Source organism: Sporocytophaga myxococcoides DSM 11118 (assembly GCF_000426725.1).
In the GTDB taxonomy this organism is placed as follows: domain Bacteria; phylum Bacteroidota; class Bacteroidia; order Cytophagales; family Cytophagaceae; genus Sporocytophaga; species Sporocytophaga myxococcoides.
The window spans coordinates 173,491-198,392 of record NZ_AUFX01000006.1 but is presented as its reverse complement, the minus strand read 5'-3'; the positions used below and the strand labels follow the sequence as shown (position 1 = coordinate 198,392).

22 protein-coding genes are annotated in these 24,902 nt (G+C 36.5%); 18 read left to right on the top strand and 4 right to left on the bottom strand.

From position 1 onward, the window contains the following. Positions 1 to 44 precede the first annotated feature (44 nt). On the bottom strand, positions 45 to 1,907 hold the full coding sequence (locus K350_RS0109420; RefSeq protein WP_028979701.1) for an OmpA family protein: 1,863 nt from the start codon (positions 1,905 to 1,907) through the stop codon (positions 45 to 47). Between the two features lie 164 nt (positions 1,908 to 2,071). Further along, a complete protein-coding gene (locus K350_RS0109415; protein WP_028979700.1) occupies positions 2,072 to 2,542 on the bottom strand; it encodes a DUF4293 domain-containing protein in 471 nt (156 codons plus the stop codon). Positions 2,543 to 2,623: 81 nt separating this feature from the next. On the opposite strand from K350_RS0109415, the gene truA reads away from it, so the two are divergent. From truA to K350_RS28090, 4 genes are all read left to right on the top strand, one after another. After that, positions 2,624 to 3,373, top strand: coding sequence for a tRNA pseudouridine(38-40) synthase TruA (truA, locus tag K350_RS0109410; protein ID WP_028979699.1), 750 nt, complete (start codon positions 2,624 to 2,626; stop codon positions 3,371 to 3,373). 131 nt (positions 3,374 to 3,504) lie between these two features. Next, positions 3,505 to 5,274 (top strand): ABC transporter ATP-binding protein, encoded by a 1,770-nt coding sequence (locus K350_RS0109405; protein WP_028979698.1) that lies wholly within the window; start codon positions 3,505 to 3,507, stop codon positions 5,272 to 5,274. Next, on the top strand, positions 5,274 to 5,801 hold the full coding sequence (locus tag K350_RS0109400; protein ID WP_028979697.1) for a hypothetical protein: 528 nt from the start codon (positions 5,274 to 5,276) through the stop codon (positions 5,799 to 5,801). Before K350_RS0109405 ends, K350_RS0109400 begins: the two co-directional genes overlap by 1 nt. 349 nt (positions 5,802 to 6,150) lie before the next feature. Beyond that, positions 6,151 to 7,140 carry a sugar-binding protein gene (locus tag K350_RS28090; protein ID WP_081670947.1) on the top strand — a complete coding sequence of 330 codons (990 nt, stop codon included), beginning with the start codon at positions 6,151 to 6,153 and terminating at the stop codon, positions 7,138 to 7,140. Positions 7,141 to 7,258: 118 nt separating this feature from the next. Here K350_RS28090 and K350_RS0109390 read toward each other — a convergent pair whose 3' ends face one another. Continuing rightward, entirely contained in the window at positions 7,259 to 9,040 is a 1,782-nt protein-coding gene (locus tag K350_RS0109390) for an ABC transporter ATP-binding protein (protein ID WP_028979696.1), read from the bottom strand. 226 nt (positions 9,041 to 9,266) lie between these two features. On the opposite strand from K350_RS0109390, the gene nusB reads away from it, so the two are divergent. The 9 genes from nusB (at position 9,267) to K350_RS28085 (ending at position 16,357) form a co-directional block, all read left to right on the top strand. Then, positions 9,267 to 10,403 carry a transcription antitermination factor NusB gene (gene nusB, locus K350_RS0109385; protein WP_162144152.1) on the top strand — a complete coding sequence of 379 codons (1,137 nt, stop codon included), beginning with the start codon at positions 9,267 to 9,269 and terminating at the stop codon, positions 10,401 to 10,403. 111 nt (positions 10,404 to 10,514) lie between these two features. Next, the gene (locus tag K350_RS0109380; protein ID WP_028979694.1) at positions 10,515 to 10,814 is read left to right on the top strand and encodes a YtxH domain-containing protein; all 300 of its coding nucleotides are present in this window, start codon (positions 10,515 to 10,517) and stop codon (positions 10,812 to 10,814) included. Between the two features lie 31 nt (positions 10,815 to 10,845). Then, a complete protein-coding gene (locus tag K350_RS0109375; protein ID WP_028979693.1) occupies positions 10,846 to 11,847 on the top strand; it encodes an isocitrate/isopropylmalate dehydrogenase family protein in 1,002 nt (333 codons plus the stop codon). Between the two features lie 27 nt (positions 11,848 to 11,874). Continuing rightward, complete coding sequence (locus tag K350_RS0109370; RefSeq protein ID WP_028979692.1) at positions 11,875 to 12,381, top strand: DUF1573 domain-containing protein; 507 nt, start codon at positions 11,875 to 11,877, stop codon at positions 12,379 to 12,381. A gap of 29 nt (positions 12,382 to 12,410) precedes the next feature. After that, entirely contained in the window at positions 12,411 to 12,737 is a 327-nt protein-coding gene (gene yajC, locus K350_RS0109365; protein ID WP_028979691.1) for a preprotein translocase subunit YajC, read from the top strand. A 5-nt stretch (positions 12,738 to 12,742) separates the two neighbouring features. Further along, a complete protein-coding gene (locus K350_RS0109360) occupies positions 12,743 to 13,678 on the top strand; it encodes a YbbR-like domain-containing protein (protein WP_156026984.1) in 936 nt (311 codons plus the stop codon). After that, positions 13,668 to 14,264, top strand: a complete 597-nt coding sequence (coaE, locus tag K350_RS0109355; protein ID WP_028979689.1) for a dephospho-CoA kinase — start codon at positions 13,668 to 13,670, stop codon at positions 14,262 to 14,264. Before K350_RS0109360 ends, coaE begins: the two co-directional genes overlap by 11 nt. Positions 14,265 to 14,322: 58 nt before the next feature. Next, on the top strand, positions 14,323 to 15,885 hold the full coding sequence (locus K350_RS0109350; protein ID WP_028979688.1) for a hypothetical protein: 1,563 nt from the start codon (positions 14,323 to 14,325) through the stop codon (positions 15,883 to 15,885). A gap of 139 nt (positions 15,886 to 16,024) precedes the next feature. Next, entirely contained in the window at positions 16,025 to 16,357 is a 333-nt protein-coding gene (locus K350_RS28085; protein ID WP_051313009.1) for a GNAT family N-acetyltransferase, read from the top strand. Positions 16,358 to 16,391: 34 nt separating this feature from the next. Here the strand turns inward: K350_RS28085 and K350_RS0109340 are convergent, their stop codons facing one another. Further along, entirely contained in the window at positions 16,392 to 17,633 is a 1,242-nt protein-coding gene (locus tag K350_RS0109340) for an MFS transporter (RefSeq protein WP_051313008.1), read from the bottom strand. 180 nt (positions 17,634 to 17,813) lie between these two features. Between K350_RS0109340 and K350_RS0109335 the strand changes: the two genes are divergently transcribed. The 5 genes from K350_RS0109335 to K350_RS0109315 all read left to right on the top strand — a co-directional run bounded on the left by K350_RS0109335 (position 17,814) and on the right by K350_RS0109315 (position 24,900). Further along, positions 17,814 to 18,161 carry an ArsR/SmtB family transcription factor gene (locus tag K350_RS0109335; RefSeq protein WP_028979686.1) on the top strand — a complete coding sequence of 116 codons (348 nt, stop codon included), beginning with the start codon at positions 17,814 to 17,816 and terminating at the stop codon, positions 18,159 to 18,161. Positions 18,162 to 18,464: 303 nt separating this feature from the next. Next, complete coding sequence (locus K350_RS0109330) at positions 18,465 to 21,272, top strand: TonB-dependent receptor (RefSeq protein ID WP_028979685.1); 2,808 nt, start codon at positions 18,465 to 18,467, stop codon at positions 21,270 to 21,272. Between the two features lie 155 nt (positions 21,273 to 21,427). Further along, positions 21,428 to 22,819, top strand: a complete 1,392-nt coding sequence (locus tag K350_RS0109325; protein WP_028979684.1) for a hypothetical protein — start codon at positions 21,428 to 21,430, stop codon at positions 22,817 to 22,819. Positions 22,820 to 22,911: 92 nt separating this feature from the next. Then, the gene (locus tag K350_RS0109320) at positions 22,912 to 23,478 is read left to right on the top strand and encodes a hypothetical protein (RefSeq protein WP_028979683.1); all 567 of its coding nucleotides are present in this window, start codon (positions 22,912 to 22,914) and stop codon (positions 23,476 to 23,478) included. Between the two features lie 117 nt (positions 23,479 to 23,595). Beyond that, on the top strand, positions 23,596 to 24,900 hold the full coding sequence (locus K350_RS0109315; protein ID WP_037574891.1) for an HTTM domain-containing protein: 1,305 nt from the start codon (positions 23,596 to 23,598) through the stop codon (positions 24,898 to 24,900). Positions 24,901 to 24,902 lie beyond the last annotated feature (2 nt).

The following is a 24,902-nucleotide window of genomic DNA, read 5'->3' as shown; positions in this document are numbered from 1 at the left end:
ATATAAAAATATCGGGATTTTCCCAGATGCATTATGACTAAAAACTACAAAATCTTAAACTCTGTACGTCTGTTCTTTTGTCGGCCTTCCTCAGTGGAATTATCGGCAATTGGTTTTGTGCTGCCATATCCTTTGTATATCAGTCTGTTATTTGACACACCTGAGGAGAAAAGGTATTCGGAGACTTTTTGGGCTCTGGTCTTTGATAGGGCAAGATTTGCATCAGCATTTCCGGTATTGTCTGTATGACCGGAAATTTCAATTTTAATAGCAGGGTTTTCCTGTAAAAGTTTAACAAGCTTCTGTAATTCAATAGTTGACTCTGGTCTCAGGTCAGATTTGCCCGAATCAAAAAAGATGTTTTTCAGAACCACTGTAGCACCCGACTTTGCACTTTGAAGCTGAACATCATTCTTTAACTCTTTGTATCCGTCTTTTTCCGAAAGAAAGACATTTTCAGAATAAAATAACTTCCCTTTTTTCTCAATGGTGATTCCGTAATTTTTTCCGGATGGCAGGGCAACCATATATTTTCCGTTTGCACTGTTAGAGGAAAATTTAGCAACTACCTCTCTGCTTGAGTTATCAGTAATGGTAATATCAGCATCTAGAGGCTTGCCCGTCTCGTCTTTTACAGTTCCTTTAAGTAATGCAAGCTCCGGCTCTTCGCTTACTGGCATTCTTACAGAATATAGATCCTGTCTTCCTTGCCCGCCTTCTTTATCAGAAGAATAATAGCCGATTTTGCCATTAGCAGAAAGCACAAAATAAACATCTTCTCCTGCTGTGTTGAGCGGATAACCAAGGTTTACAGGTGTTGACCATCCACCTGTAGCTGTTTTCTCAGACTTGAATATGTCATAGCCTCCCATGGTTGAGTGGCCTTTGGAACTGAAATAAAGGGTCTTCCCATCCGGGTGAATAAATGGTGCATCTTCATCATATGGTGTATTAATGCCTTCAAGCTTTTTAGGTACTGACCATTTACCACCTAAAGTTCTTGAACAATAGTAGATGTCTCTGTTAGCTTGAAAGTTTTCAGCTCTTACAAAATACAATGTCCGCTCATCCGGCGAAAGACATGCGGATGTTTCGAAAAAAGGAGTGTTAATTGAAAGAGGTTCGGGTTTCGTCCATTGATTACCTTTCTTCTCAGACATGTAGATGTCTCCTCCGTTGCTGCTTTTGTAAATGAACATTGTTTCCCCGGAAGGCGCTATGCCTATGCACGCATCATGTAAATCGGAGTTTATGGGTGTGCCCATATTTTGAGGAGTATCCCAGGCCCCACCTTTGTTCTGACTTACATAAATATCCTCGAAATATAGGCCGTCATATTCTTTTTTCCCACCTGTGGAGCCTGTTCTGCGGGAAGTAAAATAAAGTTCTGACAGGTCAGGAGTGATGTAGGGTAAATATTCCTGAAACTGAGTATTTACAATGGGGCCTGCATTTGAAATTTTAAAATCGACCGGATTCTTGATATAACCCTTTCCGTTTTCGCACTCTGTAATTAGTTTGGAAATTGCTCTCTTATTTTTGTTACCTGGGTCTGATTTTTTGTAGAATTCAATAGCCTTGTCAAAATTATGATTAAGCTGATAAGATTGAGCAAGAAGAAAATACATTTCACCGGTTGGAGCTACTGAGTTTGCCACTGCATCTGCTGCAAATTTCAAAGCCTTGGTTTTGGGAGACGTCAGGTAATAACATTGTGCTATCCTGAAATTAACGTAAGGATCCGTTTTCTTCTGTTCCAGGGCCTGCTCATACATTCCAAGTGCCTGAAAGAAATTTTTTTCCTCAAATAACTTATCTGCTTTTTTGATAAGTTTTTCGTCCTGACTAAAACTTTTAAACGAAAAAAGAAGGGCGGAAAGGATAAATATAATTCTTATGCATTGCATAGGGCTTGCAGATTTAGTGGGTTTTAGTCGCAGTAAAAGTTTTAACGACAATATTGAAATATGCCTGGATGACTGCGGCTTAAAAAACAAAGAATGTCAGAAAACTTTAAATGCTCTCTGACACTCTGCTGATAAAGAAACGAAAATGGTTTTAAAATATTGAATTATCGCAGTCTGTCCACAGATCTTACAAGTTCTTCGTCTTTTCTGATAAATCTGTTTGCAAGCATATTCAGGATAATACCAGCTATCGGTAAAAAGAAAGCAATGTCGAAGCTTTCCTCATAAAGGGTAAACCCTATTTTTTTAACTTCATGAATAGCGTAAACATTTGCGCCTATAAGTGCAGACATCAGCAACGAGTTAACCAGACCAAGCTTCATCTGGAATAGTCTGTTTTTGTATTTGAAAATGGAAATCAAAGCGGTAACTGCGGCCACTATTGCAATAGCTGCTATATAAGAAGATGCGTACACTGCGTCGCCAGGATTGGTCGTCTCATATGCCTTAAAGGAATTAACAATGATTTTTAGGCCAGTTTGTGGCTCTGTTTTCTCCCAAATAGGAAAAAACAAGGTAAGTACCATCACTACTGCCACAAAAAAGAGAAGGACTGATTGGATTCTTTGAATCATCTTAGGATCGTTTTTAAATTGCGAAAAGCAAAAATAATATCATTTTGTTTTAAATTACAACTTTCTTTGAGTGGAGGTAAAGTGAAACGTTATTTTCTAGAAGTTGCCTATAAAGGGACAAATTACAGTGGCTGGCAGATACAGAAAAACGCTGTTTCAGTGCAGGAAGAGTTAAACAAGGTACTAAAGGTACTATTCGGAGATAAAATAAATACCCTTGGAAGCGGTCGTACAGATACGGGAGTGCATGCAGAACAACAATTCGTGCAAATAGATCTGGAGAAAGACCTTACAGCTGATTATCTGTACAAAATCAACAGAATGCTTCCGGAAGATATTTCAGTAAGGGAATATTTTGTAGTGAATCCTGAATCGAATGCGCGATTCGATGCTATTTCAAGAAGATACGAATATAGAATTACTCGTGTAAAAAATCCTTTTTTGTTTGGATTGACCTACTTTTACCCTCGTCCTATGGATGTGGCTCTCTTAAACAATGCATCCGCTTTGTTGTATAATTATTCTGACTTTCAAAGTTTTAGTAAGGTAAAGACCTCCGTGGAGAATTTCCTTTGTACCATTTACAGAGCTGAATGGGAAGAAAGGGGAGACCTACTGATTTTTCATGTAGAAGCTAACAGGTTTTTAAGGGGAATGGTCAGAGCGCTGGTCGGTACTCTGATTGAAGTAGGGTTAGGTAAAATGTCTATAGAGGAATTTAAGGAAATTCTGGATAAAAAGGATCGGAAGGCTGCAGGACGAGCAGCGCCCCCGGAAGGGCTATTTCTTTGTGAAGTAAAGTATCCCAGAGAAATCTTTTCGAAAGAATAATTTTATAGAATAAAGTTTTAATCAAAGCATTAGTAATTAAGTTCTTTAAGTAAAAAAGGAAAAATGGAATTTAACTTTCCTTCGCTCCTCATGGTTTTTAGATTACTTTTGCTCAAAATAATTGAAGCATTGTGAAAGATAAGAAAACGATCAGCGGGAATTTATTTGATCTGAAGATCCTGAACAGACTTTTTCAATACCTGAAGCCTTACAAAGGATCCTTTCTGTTCCTGATTTTACTTACCGTTCTCTCAGCCATACTGGGACCGGCTAAACCTTTGATCATCAAGTACACACTCGATACATATGTGCAGAAAAGCGATGCAATAGGCCTGAGAAATATGGTCCTGTTGCTTTTGGGGCTTCTTGCCTTGCATTCTGTTGTCGAATATTCCCACACGTATATTGCCGGCTGGCTTGGACAAAGTGTAATCAAGGACATCAGAATAAAATTATTTTCTCACCTTGTGAGATTCCGTCTGAAGTTTTTTGATCGTACACCTATTGGTACGTTGGTTACCAGGAACGTCTCAGATGTGGAAACCTTATCTAATGTCTTCAGCGAAGGATTGGCATCCATCGTGGCAGATTTACTGCAGCTTGCAACGATTCTTGGTGTAATGTTTTATATCAACTGGAAGCTTACCTTATACAGCCTTTCAATGTTGCCCTTGTTGTTGCTCTCTACCTATATTTTTAAAGAGAAGATAAAAAGCTCATTCAACGAAGTACGTACTGCTGTAGCCCGTCTCAATGCTTTTGTACAGGAGCATATCACTGGTATGAGCATTGTGCAGATCTTTAACAGTGAGGAAAGGGAATTTGAGAAGTTTAAAAAGATCAATGAAGACCATAAGGTTTCCAATTTGAAGTCTGTTCTCTATTATTCGATTTATATGCCAGTGGCTGAAATCATGGCAGCAATAGGAACAGGGCTTTTGATATGGTATGGAGCCAATGCAGTGATGAAGGAAACGGTAAGTCTTGGAGATCTCGTTGCATTTATTTTGTATATCTCAATGTTTTTTCGTCCTATCAGAATGATTGCAGATCGCTTTAATACCCTGCAAATGGGTATTGTAAGTTCAGACAGGATATTCAAATTACTGGACAACGATGAAGATATTATTCCCAATGGTACATATAAAGCTCAGGAGTTTAAGGGAGAAGTAAATTTTGAGAAAGTCTGGTTTGCCTATTCTGAAGAGGACTATGTTTTAAAAGATATTTCTTTTAATGTAAAAGCAGGGGAAAAAGTTGCCTTTGTTGGCGCTACTGGTGCGGGGAAATCATCAATCATAAATATTTTAAATAGATTTTATGACATCAATAAGGGGACAATCCTGGTCGATGGAGTTGATTTAAAGACTTATGATTTGAATTATCTGAGATCTCAGATTTCAATGGTGTTGCAGGATGTATTTCTTTTCAGCGACAGCATCAGAAATAATATTACTTTGAGAAATGAATCGATAAGTGATGCAAAAATATGGGAAGCTGCTGAATTGGTAGGAGCAAGAGGTTTCATTGAAAGGCTTCCTGGAGGCCTGGATTATAATGTTCAGGAAAGAGGAGCTACGCTGTCTGTTGGTCAGAGACAATTGATTTCCTTTATCCGCGCAATGGTTTACGATCCTAAAATTATAGTACTCGATGAAGCAACATCTTCTATCGATTCGGAAACGGAAGAGTTGATTCAGAAAGCAATAGAGAAGCTTATGCTGGGAAGGACATCAATAATAATAGCACACAGACTTTCTACAATAAGGAATTCCGATAAAATTATAGTCATGGATAAAGGCGAAATTAAAGAAACCGGTAGACATGAAGAGTTGATTGCAAAAGGAGGGCTTTACGCTCAGCTTAACAAACTTCAATATAAAAATCTTTTGGAAGCGTAATGAATAAAAAACTGTTAGTCTGGATTGGTGTAATATTTTTTACAGCTGTACTTGGAAGCTATGCATACCAGAAGCTTGGTGGATTTAATGAACCTGTTTATAAAGTAAAGCAAGCTCCCACCTTTTTCATGTTGGGCAGGCCTTATCATGGCATTCTTGCTGATCAGGCGTTTGGCCAGCTTTTTAATGACGCAGAGAAGCTGAAATCCGGGAGGTTTAAAAACGGTTTAGTCTCAGGATATTTTTATAATGAGACTGAAAAAGGAACAGACACTATTAAAGCTTTTGTAGGATTATTGTTTGAAGATTCTCTTGCTCCGATTAAGGGCTATTCTGTATTAAGAATTGATCAGAGGAAGGTAGTTGAGGCTACAGTAAATGCTCATTTTCTGGTAGCTCCTGCTAATATTTATGAGAAAATTAAGGCCTTCGGAAAAGAACAAAATCTAACAGTGAAAGCTTCTCCGGCACTAGAAATTTACCCTAAAGAAAGACAATTTGTAATACAGGTTCCTGTGGTGAAGTGATTTTTTTGAGCTGAAAGTGAAAGGCTTAAAGCGGAAAGTTTAAATAAATGCGGTGTCCCTCTTCCCGTAGAGACGCCATATTGGCGTCTCCCTATCCACCAACACAAACGGTATTTGATTTTTGAAGAAACTAAGAATTTACAAAGAACATTTTCTTTACTATGTTCATATATAATCCTGATTTTTAAATATTCATATTTTAATTTTTTTTATCTTTATTTAATGGCTTTGTGTTCTGCAATGCTTATATTTCTTTTTATTGTGATAAATTAGGGAGAGAACCTAAGCCTTTGAATAAAATTTCTAACAAATCGATTTAACATACATTCATCTATTAACCCAAAATCATATGAAGATTTATACAAAACATCTTTCATTTTTAATTTTAACCCTAATGTTTGGGCATTTGCTATATGCTCAGCCAGAATCCAATACTGAAGTTTACAAAGCTCCTAAAGCTGCCACTGCTCCGGTTATTGATGGAAATGGTAACGACGCTGTATGGAATGATGCTGCCTGGGTTCCAATTAGCAATGTCTATATTGGCAATCCTGTGACTGCGGATGATTTTAGTGGCAGATACAAAATCGTGTGGACTAGTGACAGGTTATATATCCTTGCAGAAATCACAGACGATATTTTAAGAGATGTGAATTCTCCTGCCCTAACTAATTTTTGGGATGATGATTGTCTTGAGCTGTTCCTTGATGAAAATAGATCTAAAGGGAACCATCAGTTTAATTATAATGCCTTTGCGTACCATATGGCAATCAATAATCTTGATGTAGCTGACTATGGCACAGATCAACAGCCTCATTTATATAATGATCACATCACTTCTGCAAAGACTCAGTCCGGAACAAAATACACCTGGGAAGTTTCAGTAAAGGTATTCGGTGATAATTTTGTTTATGGTCAAAACAATACTCCTTTAACTTTGAATGAGGGTAAGATTATGGGCTTTAACCTGGCTTACTGTGATAATGACAAAGCTCAGACAAGAGAAAATTTTATAGGTTCGCGCTACCTTGATAAATCTATTGCAAATAATGGATATATCACTGCAGATGTTTTTGCCGAATTGCAATTGGTTGCTGGTTCTATCCCAACAGGCATAGATGCATCAAATACTCAGGAAGCTTTTATGATTTATCCTAATCCTGCAGAAGAAGGTATAATATATTTAAATCAAACATCTAACATAGAGATATATAATGCTCTGGGAAATCTTGTTTCTTCTGCAAAGGCTGTTTCATCTGTAGATATATCTTCTTATTCTAAAGGATCTTATCTTGTGAAAACAGATAAAGGGGAAGTTTTAAGATTTGTGAAGAAGTAAGATATAAAGGTTCCTTTTATAAGGTAAGGCATCGAGGACAATCTTATAAATAGGAGATAGTTTAATATAAAAAGAGCTAAGCATTTAGGTGCTTAGCTCTTTTTATATGACTGGAATTTTAAACCTTACTTTCTTCTTCCAGCTGTTTGGTATATAATGTCTTATAGATACCATTAAGTTTCATCAGGCTTTCATGATTGCCTCTTTCTGCAATCTCTCCATTTTCCAGAACAATAATCTGATCAGCAAGCTTCACTGAAGATGCTCTATGAGAAATAATGATTGTTGTTCTGTCTTTCATTATTTTCTTAAGATTGTTCAGGATAGTGTTTTCTGTTTTGGTATCAACAGCTGAAAGGCAATCGTCAAGAATCAATATTTTGGGTGATCTTGAAATAGCTCTTGCAATGGATAATCTTTGCTTTTGCCCGCCAGAAAGAGTAATCCCCCTTTCACCAAGGATTGTATCAAACTTTTCAGGGAATTCTACTATGTTTTGATACAGATCAGCATCTTTGGCTGCTTGTACAATCTGATCTTCTCCTATAAATAGTGAACCAAATGCAATATTATTTTTAATAGAATCACTAAACAGAAAGACATCCTGAGGGACATATCCGCATTGTGCTCTTAAAGATTGAATATCATAATCCTTGATTGCAACATTATCAACCTTGATGGTGCCTTGAGAAGTGTCATAAAGTCTTACCATAAGGTTTGCAATGGTAGATTTGCCAGAGCCAGTGCCTCCTATAATGGCCAGGGATTCTCCGGCTTTTACTTTAAAGGAAACGCCATTTAGTGCAGTAATACCAGTGTCAGGATAAACAAGGGAAACATTATCAAATTCAACTCCACCTTGTAGATTTTTGCTGAAATTCTTTTGAGAAACAATATCCGTTTTGGTTTTCAGGAATTCATTGATTCTTCCCTGGGATGCTTCTGCTTTCTGAACCAGGCTGGTTGTCCAGCCGAGAGAAGCAACTGGCCAGGTCAGACGGTTGATGTAAAGAAAGAATTCAGGAATGTTTCCGTAATGTAATCTTCCTTCTATCAATTCATTTCCTCCGACATATAAAACCATGATTGTACTTAGGCCTATCAAGGCAAGAATAACAGGAAAGAAGAATGCATTCACTCTGGCAAGCTCCAGGGATTTAGCTTTATAAACTTCACTTGCATCTGCAAATCCCTGAGAAATTTTGTCTTCTCTCACAAATGATTTGGCTACCCTTATTCCTGAAAAAGATTCCTGAGAATAAGTTGAAAGGGCAGAAAGCTCTTTTTGAATGGCCAGAGATTTTTTAACGATAAGGTTTTCAATCAGAAATATTGAAAGGGCAAGTATGGGTAGTGGAAGTAATACATATAATGTAAGTTTTGCATTTGCAAAAAACATGATAGGTACGGTGACAGCAAAAAGTACAATTAAATCTAATATATACATAATAGCTGGTCCCAGGTACATTCTGACATTACTGACGTCTTCTGAAACCCTTGCCAGCAAATCTCCCGTATTGTTTTTTCTGTAAAAACTAAGAGGAAGAGTCTGATAGTGGTCATAAATTTCATTTTTCAGATCGAACTCAATGAGCCTTGAAGTCCCAATGATTGTCTGTCTCTGAAAATAAAGGAAAAGCCCACTGAGTATTGCCATACCAATAATGGCCAGCCCGGCCATAGCAATGTTATAGGCAAAGTTATCTGTCTGGAAAAAGATTTTTTCAATACCTTTCGTGTGCGTCCTATTGTAACTTTCAGTAACATAGTTGATTGCCCAACGAACAATTACAGCTGGTACTGTAGCGAAAATTTTTGACAAAATTATAAAGCCAAGTCCCAGTAAAAATTTAGTCCTGTACTTGTAGAAATATTTATTGAGGTAATTTAACTCCTTCACAACGAATTAATGCTTAATTTTAAAATCCACCCCTTCTTAAAATTGAAAAGGAGTGAAAAAAAAACTAATATTGCTCCCGGGATTTAAGAAGGTATTCAACCCAAAGATAAACTAAATAAAGTTTAAAAAGTTGAAGTCCGGAAGAATCTGAAATTTTAATTAAAATACAAAAAACGTTCTTTACGATTCTGCGATGTTAAACAGGAGGCTATTACGAGTAAAAGTGATGCAAACGCTCTATGCGCTAAGTCAGTCTGAGGTGTCAAATTTTGAGCTGGGAAAAGATTACATGGATGAAAAATTTGCTCCGGATCTTAATGCCCCGGAAAGACCCGACTATGAAAAGCTTCATAAGCAAAAGGAGCATGCCAAAAAAGTATACGAAAGAAGTTTTTTACACCAGAGTGTTATCGATACTGAATCTGATCCTGAAATAAAAGTTGCAGTACTAAATGCAAGAAACGAATTCAAAAAGCAGGTAGACAAAGACCGCAAATATTTCAGAGTCCTGCTGGGGGAAAACGTAAATTCAATCTTTGAGAGATACATCAAATTTCTGATGTTGCCATATAAAATCGCAGAAGAGGCAGAATTTAACTTTAACAAGAATAAAAATAAATTTATCATTACTCCTGAGGATGCCCTCAATGAAATCAAACTGAAACAAAACAAGTTAGTTGAGGCTTTGGCTTTGAATAAACATATTGAGGCTGCAAGAATCAAAAAGAACATCAGTTGGAAAGAAGGGGAAATAGCAAGCATCTACAAAGATATTGTTCGTCCTGATAATGAATATCGGGAGTATCTTATGAAACCTTCTGATTTCGAAACTGATAAGGCTTTTATTCTTTATCTGTTGAAAACCCTGATATTCAAAAGTAAAATAGTTGATGGTTTCTTTGAAGAAGGAGATATATATTGGACAGAAGATAAATCTATCATAAAAAGTCTGGTAGTTAAAACTCTTAAGGAAATAGAAGAAGACAAAGCGGAGGATTTTGATCTTCTGGAAATTTCAGGAAACTGGGAAGAAGATCAGGAGTTTTACAGAGAACTTTATGATAAAACAGTTGCTGATGAAGAGGAGTTAGAGAAACTGGTTGAGGATAAAATTAAAAACTGGGATATAGAAAGGCTTGCGGCAACAGATAAAATTATCCTTAAACTGGCAATCGGTGAAATGATACATTTCCCGAGTATTCCTGTGAAAGTAACCATTAATGAGTATATTGAAATATCAAAAGAATACAGTACTCCAAAAAGCAAGCAATTTGTAAACGGTGTACTGGATAAGGTTTCTGAAGAATTGGTAAAATCCGGGGTGATTAAGAAAAGCGGAAGAGGTTTGATAGATAATAAATAAGTTATAAGTAATAAGTTTAAAGCTTAAAATCCTTCTCCTAAAGGAGAAGGATTTAGGATGAGGTTATTTTTAGAAGAAGACTAAAATTTTCAAATATAAATTTGTATTGATATGAGCAAAAGTTCTAAAACCTTCCTGGCTTTTCTGGCCGGTGCTACTGCAGGCGCAATCATTGGTATCCTTTACGCTCCCGACAAAGGAAAAAATACCAGAGATAAATTAAGCTTTCAGCTTGATAAGTATAAAACAAAACTTCAGGAACTTATTGCTCAGTTAATGGAAGAAAAAGATTTACCACATACTGCTGCAAGAGCTGAAGGGCAAAAGGTAATCAATGATACAAAAGTTAGAGCGGAAGAGCTTCTGGGAGATGTGGAAAGCTTGATTGATCAGATAAAAGGTCGTAAGTAATTTTTAAATAAGGTCCCAAAATTTTTGTATTATGAAGAAGCTGGTTACTCTAATTCCGGGCGATGGAATAGGCCCGGAAATCATTGAATCCGTTAAGGATATTTTCAGTGCAGCCGGCGCCCCGATAGACTGGGAAGAAATAAACGCAGGCCAAATTTCTGTCGACAAAGGCGGAAAATTAATACCTGATGAGTTGATTGCTTCTTTAAAAAAGAATAGGATCGGTTTGAAAGGTCCGATTACAACTCCTGTAGGCAAAGGATTTAAAAGTATAAATGTTCAGCTTCGTCAGCTGTTTGATCTTTATGCTAATATCAGACCTTGCAAAAACATTCCAGGACTGATTACTAAATTTTCCAATGTAGATCTGGTCATTGTAAGAGAAAATACAGAAGGGCTTTATTCTGGATTGGAATACTACGACGAACGTTTAGGGATATCAGATTCCATAGCTCGTGTCACTAAAGTGGGTTGTCATCAGATTGTGAAAGAGGCTTTTGAATATGCTAAAAATAATGGCCGTAAAAAAGTTACTCTTGTACATAAAGCTAATATTCTTAAGCAAGCTGGAGCTCTCTTCCTTCAGGCTGGTGAAGAAATAGCCAAACAATATCCGGATATACAGAAAGACGAAATTATTATCGATAACATGTGCATGCAGCTGGTAGTAAGACCTGAGAAGTTTGATGTTATTGTCACTACCAATCTTTTCGGAGATATCCTTTCGGATCTTTGTGCTGGTCTGGTTGGTGGTCTGGGAATTGTTGCAGGATCTAATATCGGCAAGGAAGCATCTATTTTTGAGGCTGTACATGGTTCGGCTCCGGATATAGCCGGCAAAGGTATTGCAAATCCTACTGCCATTCTGAAGTCAGCTGTGATGATGCTTGAGCACATGGGTGAACAAACTATCGCCAAAAGAATCGACAAAGCCCTGGATCTTACACTTTCTGTTAAAGAGCAGTGCACCGGTGATCTTGGTGGAAAAGCTTCGACCAAAGAATTTACTAAAAATGTCATAAAGAACCTTTAAAACATTTTAATAACCAACACACCTAATATGAAACGCGCTTTTAAACTAATTTTTTCTTTGAGTCTGGCAGGAGCGTTAATGCTTGCTGCATGCGAAAAGAAAGGTGAAGAATCAACAGGAACTTCTGAATCAACCGAATCTTCAGCGAATGGAGACTCTTCTGAAGCAAAAAAGGAAGAACAACTTGCAACTACTCAAATATCTTTTGCGGAAAACAGTCATAATTTCGGTAAAATCAATGAAGGAGAAATTGTAGAACATACTTTTGTTTTCAAAAATACCGGAACTGCACCTCTTATCATCAGAGATGCGAAGGCTTCCTGCGGATGCACTATTCCTGAATGGACAAAAGAACCAGTGCAGCCAGGACAAGAAGGAAAATTGGAAGTGAAATACAATAGCTCCGGAAAAGAAGGAAAAATCAATAAAACAGTTACTGTATTTGCCAATACAGAGCCCGCTGAAACAAAGCTGGAGATTGAGGCAGAAGTACTTACAAAGAAGAATTTGTCTGGTCCGTTTAAAAACCAATAAAACCTTAATATTACATTACAAATTTAATTATGAACCTAAACATTTTATTGCAAGCGCAACAAGGAGGAGATCAGTGGGTGTCTCTTGTTTTTTTCGGCGTTATCATCGTGGTATTTTATTTCTTTATGATCAGACCACAACAGAAAAAGTCAAAAGAACAAAAGGAATTTAGAGAAAGCGTAAAGAAAGGTGATGATGTTGTTACAATTGGTGGCCTTCATGGTAAAGTTTCCAGTGTTGAAAGTGACGATACTATCATTCTGGAAGTAGACAAAGGAGTGAGACTTAAATTTGAGAGATCAGCAATCTCTGCTGAGGCAACTAAAAGAACTCAGGCTCCCGCTGCCAAATCCTAATTCGATTGAGTAAAGGTAAGTTCATATTGGGTATAAAAGCTGACTGGCGTGCAGTAATTTTATGTATTATAGCAGCCAGTACATTCTGGTTTTTAAATGCTATGAATGATGATTACACTTCCAATATTACTTATCCTGTAATATTCGACTATCCGGAAGATAAGCTGGTAGCAGTCGAGAAACTTCCATCCAAAATCAGAATCAATGCATCTGGTTATGGATGGAATTTTTTTAGAAAAACTTTTTGGTTTAAAACGCCTCCCATTCATATTGAAATCAAGAGAGTGCCTAAGAAGAAATATATGTCTTCCGAGCAGCTCTATCAGGTTGTGAGCCAGCAACTAGATGATCTTAAGGTTAATTATGTACTGACAGATTCTTTGTATTTACCATTTGAAAAACTGAGAAAAAAGAAAGTTGTAATAGCAGTGGATACTATAAAGATTTCTATGGCACCGGGCTATATGATTGTTGGTCCTATAAAGATTTTTCCCGATACTCTTACTGTGCGAGGCGGCTATTCTCAGGTAAAAGAATTTCCTGATACTTTAAACCTCTTTATTCCTCAAACCAATATTTCATCTTCTTATGATGAGGATGTGAAAACAGAGACTTCTTATTCTCCGGATATTGTTCTGAGTGTGCCTAAGGTTAAGGTCAAATTTGAAGTAGAAAAGGTTCACAAGGAAAATATTGTTCTTTCGCTTCAGAAAGTAAATTTTCCGGAGGGGAAAAAGGTATCTGAGAAAACTATCATTTTGTCTTATTTCGTTAATAAAGATTCCAGAAATCAAGCTAAAGAAGAAGATTTTAAAGTAGTTGTTGACTATAATAAATTGAATAGGGATAAGACTATCAAAGCAAAACTAGTTAAGAAACCTTCTTTTGTTTACCGTTATTATTTCACTCCCGCTTTTATTAAAGTAAGCGATGAAGAATAAACAGATTCAAAAAATAGGAATTACCGGCGGCATTGGCAGTGGCAAAACAACTGTCAGCAGGGTGTTTTCTGTATTGGGAATTCCTGTTTATTATGCCGATGATAGAGCTAAATGGTTGATGGAAAATAAAGTAGAAGTGATTGATAGCATATCGTCGCTTTTCGGAAAAGAAGCTTATTCCTCAGGTAAGCTCAACAGGTCACTTATTTCTTCAAAAGCTTTTCATAATCCTGCCCTGCTTGAACAACTTAATGCAATTGTACATCCAGCTGTTGGAAAAGATTATGCAGAGTGGCATTTGTCACAAAGAAATGTTCCATATACCCTTAAAGAAGCTGCATTACTTTTTGAAGCCGGCTCCTATAAAGATCTTGATAAAACCATTCTGGTATTGTCTCCGGAAAATCTTAGAATAAGGAGAATAATAAAAAGAGACCCTTTCAGAACACAGGAAGATATCAAAGCTATCCTTGAAAGGCAGATGAAAGATGAGGAAAAGCAAAAGCTGGCAGATTTTTACATCCTGAATGATGAAGCTCATCTCGTTATTCCACAAGTTGTTAAGATTCACGGAGAACTAAGCTAAATCATTTTTTCAAAACAAGGAATTGGTTAAATTTGCCCTACATTTTAACCGAGATACTATGAGATTTTTATTTGCTATCCTGATGTTATTGTCAGGACTGTCTACAATTGTGCATTCACAAACTCTTTTATTAAATAAGGAATTCGGATTAGGAAGCCCATACAGCGAACCAGATGGAAGAAATGACATTGTACGTATCTCCGAAACGGATTTTATTACGCTGGCAAAAGTCAAAGGGAACCAGTCCGGGAAATCAGAATTTTCTCTTGAAAGATATAATCATGAATTAAATTCTATATGGAAGATAAGCCTGAATGCTGAGACTTATGAAGATTATAAAGACCTATATTTTAATGGTAAAGACCTGGTCTTACTTTCTGTAATTCACAATGAATCAGAAAAGAAGACCAAAATGGAAGCATATGGTTTTGATATTTCTAACGGCTCCAGAATCTGGACTAAAGAACTGGAATCATATGAGGTAGGGGATTGGGAAATGCATCCTCATAAGGGAAAAGTTAAGGAAACTTTTCTTGATGTGGTATGTGAACATGCCAATCACAATTTTGTCACTCCTTTTGAATATAAACATAACGTTCACTTTTCTCCTGACAATAAAAAGTTTGTTTCCTATGTATTTAATTATGGAGAGAAAAATCTTACAGCCAGTGTGAGTGTTTACGACAGCCAATGCAATCTTTTGTCAAGAGGAAAGGTCGGTATAGATAATGATTTCGTTAACAACGGTATTTATGTAGACAATGATGGCTTAGTCTATCTGATCAATGTAAACAACTTTGGGAAAGTTAATTTTATCAGATACAGCCTTGTAACCAAAGATTTTGATATCATTGAGTTTCCAGGATCAAATCATCAGAAGGATGATTTTCATATATCCTTTCAGGATGATGGTATTTATATTGCCAACCTGGAACTTTCCCAGGAAAAATTAACAGGGGTAAAATACACTAAGTGTAATTTCACAGATAAAAGCGTTGATATGATCATCTATGAAGAGTTAACGGATGACATGAAAAATGCAATAGCAAAGGAGCGTAAGAAAAATAAAGACTTGAAAGGCGACGAGAACTGGATGGATTATGACTTAACTCATTTCATTGTCAATCCTGACAAATCAGTCATGATCGCCCTAGAGAAAAGAGATTTATATGCAGACGGATATCCTCATATAAAAAAGGATGCTTTTGATAAATCTCACAATGTTGAAATCCTGGGCCACGTGCAGACAGAGGGAATCATCCTTTATTCTTTCAACAAAGATGGAGATAAACAATGGAGCAGTTATCTGGCAAAGAATCAGGTTTATCCTGCAAACGATGGTTTGAATACAATTTCATTCGTTCTTGATAATTCTCCCAAAGATCATATTCGCATTCTGTATGCCTCAACTGAAGGAATGGATGCAGCCCCACACACTATCAATATGGTATCGTTTGACCGGAAGTCTGGCAAGATTGTAAAGAATATTGTACTCCCTAATCAGGATAAATTGGTTTTGGTAAGGGATTATACGCTTTTTCTGGACGAGTCTAATATTGTTCTTGTAGGCAAGAAAGGATTGATGGGCAAATCATCCTCAATAGCCAAATTTAAGCTTTAGATAGGCACTGATATTGTGTCGGTGAAAAGTCGTTCCCTGATTGAACGAATTCATGAAAATCCTTTGTTTCCTAGATATTAACGTATATAACAATTTGACTTTCTTGAGGGTTAGATATTTAAATACGTTTTTTGAAAATTTGAAAAAGGAGGATGAGATGACGCTTAAAATTAACCATGATCAGCAGTATAAAAAATTTTACATAGATATAGCTGGCCGCAGCGCAACACTTAAATATGAAAGATTTGACGGTATAATTGACCTTCGTGTTTTATTTGTTCCTCAGAATTTGAGAGGCAAAGGTATTGCTAAAAAAGTGATAGAACATGTAGTGAAGTTTGCCAAAAAGAATAATTTGAAAATTAAAACGTCCTGTTCTTACATTGCCAATTACCTGATAGAACATCCTGAGTTGAATGAGATGGTTTTGAAAAGAGAGGAATTACAAAATATTGTTTTAAGCGATAACTGATTTTAATAGTTAATGTGTTTTTAAGGGAAGAAGCTTAGTCCAGATTTAAGGATTTAAGCTTCTTTGCTTTTATACGGGTTACTGCAACAACAAGTAAAGTCATACACCCACCGAAAATGACTGAAGGTACCACACCTAAAAACCTTGCCGCTACTCCTGATTCAAATGCTCCCAGTTCATTAGAGGATCCTATGAATATATTGTTAACTGCTGATACTCTTCCCTTCATACTTTCTGGAGTAAGTGTGTGAACAAGCGTGGATCGGATAATTACACTGATGCTGTCAAAAATTCCGCTCGTAAGCAATGCTGCAAAAGATAGCCAGAAGTTTTTGGAAACAGCAAAAACAATCATTGCCAATCCAAAGCCAGCAACAGCACCAAGCATTTTTAACCCTGCCTGTTGTTTAATTGGCTTGTAAGCCATGATCACTGCCATCGTCACGGCACCCAATGCCGGAGCAGCTCTCAGATATCCCAGTGCCTGAGGACCTTCATGTAAAATGTCTTTTGCAAAAACCGGAAGCAGTGCTACAGCTCCTCCAAATAGTACAGCAAAAAGATCCAGACTGATAGCACTTAAAATAAGCTGATTCGTGAATACGAACTTGATCCCTACTTTAATTCTTTCAAATATAGAGCTGGCACTTTCATCAGAAAGTGGTACGGGTCTGCTTTTTACAAAGCTCATAAGAGCTATTGCAATAATCATAAGAGATAGATCCGTAAAATAAGAAATGCTGATTCCGTGAAATCCATAAATAAGTCCACCAAGAGCTGGTCCTCCCACAGCAGCTGCCTGCCATGTACTGGAGTTCCAGGTAATGGCATTGGCGTAAATTTCTCTTGAAACCAACTGAGGCATAAAAGAAAAAAGTGCTGGTCCTATAAATCCTCTTGCAAAGCCGCTTATGAAGATTACTATATAAATTGGTAATGCATTATACCTGGCAAGGAATGTCGACAAGTCTGTCGTAAAATAGAACAACGCGCTTGTACAGAAAAGTAATAGAGCCATACAGGCGAGAATTATCCTTTTTCTGGGTACAATATCAGCAATGTGTCCAGCGATCAATGAAACGGAGATGGAAGGAAGGAATTCTGCAAGTCCTATCAGTCCGAGTGCAAGCGGATCTTTTGTCAGGTCATAAATCTGCCATCCAACAACTACAGTCTGCATTTGAACAGACAAGGTCAGAAACAATCTGGAAAAAATAAATAATCTGAAATCAGCTATTCTGAGGGCAGCGTAAGGATCGTGGGTTATAACTTTCATATATTGATTGCAAATGTAGTTAAGTTACTTTTAGGAATTACTGAAAAAATAAGTATGGGAGATATTTGTTAGAGCCCATGTACCGCAAAACATTGAAGAGAGAAATATTTATTTGTTATTTCAAAAATGTATTGTTTTTCTAATAAAAGAACGTAAAATTGCGATATAAAATTTTTTCATATGGCTATTACAAAAAGGAATGAATTTCAGGCGCATCAGGTGAAAATTTCTGTATTGGCAAAAGCTCTTGCTCATCCGGCTCGAGTTGCTATTATGGAGTTATTAGCTGCGAAAGGGCCTTGTTTGTGCGGAAGTATCGTAAATGAACTTCCATTGTCCCAGTCAACTATCAGTCAGCATCTTAAAGACCTTAAGGAAGCTGGCCTTATCAAAGGTGCGATAGACGGGCCAAGGGTTTATTATTCTCTAGATGAAGAACAGTTCAAATTGTCTAAGATTTTCATGGACAGATTTTATAACGAATCTTTCAGAGCAATAGAGAATACTAAGAAAGTTTTACAGAATTAACTCTAAAAATAATCTGATTGAAAAGCGAAAGTTCTTAAAGAGGGCTTTCGCTTTTTTATTTAATACTAATCTTTGCTTCACTTAAAACAATTGCATCATTTCCATATCATAAAGTTTGTGTTAAGAAATTGTTAAGAGGTTGGTCCAGCCATCAGGTAAGATGTATTCTTTATTTTCATGCTTTTAACATTGTCTTAACATTAGATATGATTTGTTAATATTTCCTTAATTGCTTATTGAGGTCTTATCAGTTCGGTTCTACTTAATTTTGTCGCCGATAAAGAAAAACAAATCCAAACTGATATGAATAAGTATTATTCTATTTTATTTTTTCTCTTCTCAATTCTTGTTTTTGCACAAAGCAGTGTATTAGCACAAACAGGCAGTGTCTCAGGAATTGTAAAAGACTCCTTAGGTGAATCATTGATCGGAGCTACTGTCTTTGTAGAAGGAGCAGGGCTCGGAACTGCAACAGGTATTGATGGTGATTACATGATAAAAGGCATAATGCCTGGAACTTATACAATCAAGGTAGAATACCTTGGTTATGAAAATAAGTTTGTACACAATGTAATCATCAAAGGGGACGAAACTACAAAGCTTAATATAGAGATGAAAACGGATCCGGAGCAAATTGCGGAAGTAGTTGTTACCGGAACAAAAGTAACCAACAGTGAAAAAGCTGTTGTGCAGGAGATTAAAGAAAGTGAGGAGGTAGTTACCGGTGTTTCTGCAGAACAGATAAGTAAATCACAGGACAGAACTACTGCTGATGTAATGAGAAGAATACCGGGGGTAACTGTTGTAGACAATAGATTCGTTGTTGTCAGAGGATTAAGTGAAAGGTATAATGCCGTTATGCTGAATGATATGATGGCTCCAAGCACTGAGATTGACAGAAGAAGCTTTTCTTTCGATGTGATACCAAGCGGACTTCTGGACAGACTTTTAATATATAAATCAGGAGCTGCAGATCTTCCTGGTGATTTTGCCGGTGCAGTTATCAAAGTCTACACAAGAAATATTGTAGATACCAATGCTACACAAATAGGCTTCTCTCTGTCTGACAGGATTGGAACAACTTTTAATAACCTTCATCTTGAAAAAGGCAGCGGAACAGATTTCATTGGAGTAGATTCTAAAAGAGGTCTTCCATCGGATTTTCCCAAAGACAATTTAAGAAACTACTATAGCAATCAGCTGTTTGATGTAAGTAGGTCATTCAAAAATGCATGGAACACACAATCAACAACAGCATTGCCTGATATGAGATTCAATATTAACCTTTCAAGAAAATTCTTTGTGAAAGGTGTTAAGGTTTCAAACATATCTTCAGTAAATTATACCAATGCTTATACATATTTTAAGATTTCAAGAGCTACATATGATGCATTTGATAAAAGCACTCAGAATACTCCTCAGAGAACAAGTGTAAGTGATGATCAGTATTCAAGAAATGTTAACGTTGGACTTATTTCCAACTGGACATTTGAGTACAATTCAAGGAATAAAATTTTATTCAGAAATCTATATACGAGGTTAGGAACTAGTCAGACTACAGAAAGAAATGGAGTTGATCTGATGAATAAATATGATTTGCAAAATCTTGCCATTTGGTATTTAAGCAGAGGAATCTATATGGGCCAGTTACAGGGTGACCATAACCTTACTAATGATAAGACTAAACTTAACTGGACTGTAGGTTATAGTAATATAAACAGAAATGAACCTGATTACAGAAGAGTAAGATCTCAGAGACCTACTGGATCAAATGAGGCTTTTCAAATACAGATTCCATCTTCAGCTTCTACATTTGATGCTGCAAGATTTTATTCAAATATGAATGAAAACCTGGTGATGACCAGCGGAGATCTTGAGCATAATTTTAAAGATTCTGATACAGCAAGGCCATTCATAGTAAAAGGTGGTTATTATTTTGAATATAAGAAAAGAGATTTTGAAGCAAGATGGTTGTCTTATAAATGGGCAGATTTTGAGAATCCTTCATTACCGGAAAATCAGAATTTTAATTCTCAGCCTGTTGACCAGATATTTGGTCCGGGAAATTTAGCTCCAAACAAGCTGGTAATAGAAGAGGGAACCAACTTGACTGATGCTTATCAAGCTAATAGCTTTTTATCAGCAGGTTATTTTGGAACTTCGTTTGGGTTTCTTAACAATTTCAATCTTTCAACAGGACTACGCTTAGAAAACTATCATCAGGAGTTGACAACACCATCGTTCAACGCAGGTGACAAAGTTAATTCTACCAATACCAATTTACTGCCATTTGCAAACCTAAGCTATACTTTCAGTGAAAAGATGCTTTTAAGAGCAGCATACAGCAGAACTGTTAACAGAGGTAATTTCAGAGAGCTTGCACCTTTCTCTTATTATGACTTTGAATATAACGTGAACTATGTCGGTAATCCTAAATTGAAAATCGCAAACATTAATAACTATGATCTTAGATGGGAGCTATATCCTACACCTTCTGAGAATATAGCTTTAGGCGTTTTCTATAAAAGCTTTATAAATCCAATTGAGATCTATAATGAACAAGGCGCTTCTTTACCTGTATTCACTTATGGTAATGCACCTAAATCAAGCAGTGTGGGAGCAGAGCTGGAGTTGAGAAAATCATTGTCATTTATTTCCAATAATAAATTTTTAGAAAACCTTAGTCTTGTGTCAAATGCTTCTGTTATAAGAAGCCGTGTAGATCTTGGAAATACAGATATCAAAGAAAATTCAAGACCAATGCAGGGGCAGTCTCCATATGTTATCAATACAGGTCTTTATTATAACAACCCTGATACCCGTTGGCAAGTTACATTACTTTATAACGTAATTGGAAAGAGAATATTCCTTGTTGGAAATAACAATACTCCAACCATTTATGAGATGCCAAGAAACGTTATGGATTTAACTATAACTAAAGGTATCACTGAAAGATTTCTGGTAAGATTTGGTATACAGGATTTGTTTAATCAACAGTATAAACTAATGTATGATTCAAACTTTGATTCAAAGATCACCTCTGTTGATGGGTATTTTCAGAAGAACGGTAGAGGTCAGTATATAACAGCTGGTATATCATATTCTTTTTAACTTAAAAAATTTCATAGTATAATAAAAGGCCTTTGTCGATTAACGACAAAGGCCTTTTGATTTTAACATTTACTAACAAGTGCTTAACATTTGCTTAATACTGGGAGCTTAGCTTTGTGAAGCTTTAAAGGTTAAAACAAACAATAAATTAAATTATGAAAAGATTATCATCTATTTTTCTTGCTGCATTAATGGCGGTGAATTTTGCATGTAAAAAAGATAAAGACGATTCAAAAGTAACTCCTTCAAATGATGTTACTCTTGAAGGTACAATCACTCAAAATTTGACACTTGAGGCTGGCAAAAAATATATCCTGAGAGGCAATGTTTATGTTGCTGCTCCAGCAGAACTAACTATCCCTGCAGGAACTGTCATAATGGGAGATAAAGTAACCAAAGGTGCTCTTGTGATTGACAGAGGCGCAAAAATCCATGCAACAGGAACGTCTAGCAACCCTATTATCTTTACATCAGCTGCTCCTAGCGGTTATAAAAACTATGGCGATTGGGGGGGAATCGTTATCCTTGGTAAAGCTCCTAACAATGGAGGTACAAACGTAAACATTGAAGGTATCAGTGCACAGGCTGGTGAAAATGGTAAACATGGTGGAACAGAAGCTGATGACAATTCAGGCGAATTCCAATATGTAAGAGTTGAGTTCGCAGGGATAGCTCTTTCTCCTGATAACGAGCTGAACGGTTTAACTTTCGGAAGTGTTGGTCGTTCAACTAAAGTTGATCACGTTCAGGTATCCTTCTCTGGTGACGATGCCTTCGAATGGTTCGGAGGAACTGTAAATGCTAAATATCTTGTAGCATACAGAAGCTGGGATGATGATTTCGATACAGATAACGGTTTCTCTGGAAATGTTCAGTATGGTATCGTATTAAGAGATCCTTCTATTGCTGATATTTCTCTTTCAAATGGTTTTGAGTCTGATAATGATAAAGATGGTGGAGCTGGTCAGCCTCTGACAGCTGCTCAGTTTTCAAACATTACAGTTCTAGGGCCATATGCTTTCAAAGTGAAATCAGTAGCTGCAAAAGGGAAAATTTACAACTATACTTTCGGGGATATCAGCGGAAGTTATGGTCAGGGAGCTCACCTAAGAAGAAATACATCAGAGTCAATCTATAACAGCGTTATCATTGGTTTTCCAACTGCAGTGAACTTTGAGAAAGCTAACTCTGGATCAAAATTCTCTGGTAACTTCCTAAGCAGATACAAAACACTTGCAGCTTTCACTGCTGGTAACGGAAACGATACTACCGGTTTTGCCGCTAACAACAGAACCCTTGCAGGATTTAACTTAGCAGATTACTTTGCTGGTGTAGTTAATCAGAAAATAGATTCAAGTTCAAATGTTGCAAATATCTTTGAACTTTCTAACCCAAATCTATTATTGAAAGCTGGTTCACCTCTTCTTTCAGGTTCTAAATCAGTACCTGCAGGTCTTGAGCAAACTTCTTTCGTAGGCGCATTCGATGCTTCTAATAACTGGTTGCAAGGATGGACAGAGTTTGATCCAAAAAACAAAGCTTACTAAAACCCAATCAAATAATTCCCCAAGCCGGAGGCATATGTTTCCGGCTTTTTTATAACTAAAAAATATCTGAAGCATTATAAGCAGGAGAGATCATGCTAAAGAAATCAATAATATTTATCTTATTAACCAGTGTATTTTTTTCATGTAAGAAGTCTTATGATCCGGAAAATCTTCTTACTACTGAGCAAAAAGAAAATTTGCTTAGTACACTGATAATTCAAATGGACAAGCTTCAATCTGGAGCAAATATGAATAATCGCTTTGGAGAAGAATTCAAAGAAGGGTATGAACAACGTAAAAAACTTTTTTCCCTAGATCAATATTATATTGATCAAGATGGGTTCCATTATTTTATGGTCATACGAAGAGTGCCGAGCCTTTATGAAGCAAATAAGAGAGCGGAAGCTGGAAGATTCAGAAAAGATGCAAGCGGCAAAATTACAGACTTTGAAGAAATCTTCCTGACACCTATTTTATCAGATGAAGAAGCTCACGATAAAGGTGTAACCTTGCTTCAAGAATTTATCACATCAGGCAATATCGAAAGGTATAAAAACGATATCACTTATGTGGAATTTCCAAATCTTACCTGGACTTATAACAAAAAGAAACAGGCTTGGGTCAATGAGGGCCTGGATAGTCTGCTAAGAAAGAATTGATTTGTTGTTTATTTTCTTTATTAACAAAGCCCGTGATTCAGCGGGCTTTTGTTATATCCCCAGTTTGTATTTGTTTTTAGTCGCTAGTTTTCCGATTTTTAGTAATAAATTTTTCAAATGGAGAGCCTGTTCAAACGAATAGACAATAGTGGCATTGTTGCTTTCAGAATTGTATTTGGAATTATAATTTTTATAGAAACTTCAGGGGCAATATTAACCGGCTGGGTTTATGATATTTTTATTGAACCAAAATATGTATTCAATTACATTAGCATAGAATGGTTGAAACCCTTGCCTGGCAATGGAATGTATTTCTATTATGCCACAATGTCCCTTCTTGGCCTTGCAATCGCAGCAGGTTTATTTTTCAGGTTGGCCTCTATTCTATTTGCATTCATGTGGTGGGGAAGTTATCTCATGCAGAAAGCGCATTATAATAATCACTATTACCTGATGGTTTTGCTTGCATTCCTCATGATAATAATACCTGCACATAAAAGATTATCATTGGATATTAAGAGGGGAGCAGTTGCTGAAGAAAAAACTTGTTCAACATGGTGTCATTATATTCTCGTATTTCAGATCTCTATAGTATTTGTATTCGCAGGTATAGCAAAGGTCAATCCGGATTGGCTTGCTATGAAACCACTTTCATATAAATTTGATGAATGTAGTTATTGGCCAATTGTAGGGCCCTTATTCAGGTCTGATTTAATGAAGTATCTGATTTTTTATGGAGGATTGTGTTTTGACCTTTTTATAGTGCCACTTTTACTTTGGTCAAAAACAAGAAAGTATGCCGTAATAATGGCCGTTTTCTTTAACCTTTTCAACGCAATTGTATTTCAGGTTGGTACATTTCCTTTCTTAATGATCGGTGCATTAGTTCTGTATTTTCCACCTTCCGCAATTGCTGAGGTTTTATTTAAAGCTAAGACGGAAAGTATTCCCTTATTAAAGGTGGAGGAGAAGGGAACTGCAATTGCATATATCTTAATTATATATGCAATGATTCAGATATATTTACCGCTAAGGCATTGGCATTATGAAGGGGATGTAAACTGGAATGAAGAAGGTTATTCTATGGCCTGGAGAATGATGCTGAATTCAAAGCATGGTGATTTGTCGTTTATCATTAAAGATGCTCAGGGGCGAATGCTTATGCACGATTATCCTCAGAATAAAATATCGATAGGACAATACCATTCAATGTGTTCAGATCCTGATATGATTTGGCAATATGTACAGTATTTGAAGCGGGAGATGGAGGAAAAGGGTGAGAAGTCGGTACAGATATTTGCAGATTCTCATTTAAGTCTGAATGGAAGAGCATTACAAACTTTTATAAATTCTGATGTAAATCTTGCTGAAGTGGAATGGGAACATTTCTCGCATTCATATTGGATCCAGGAAAACAAATAGAA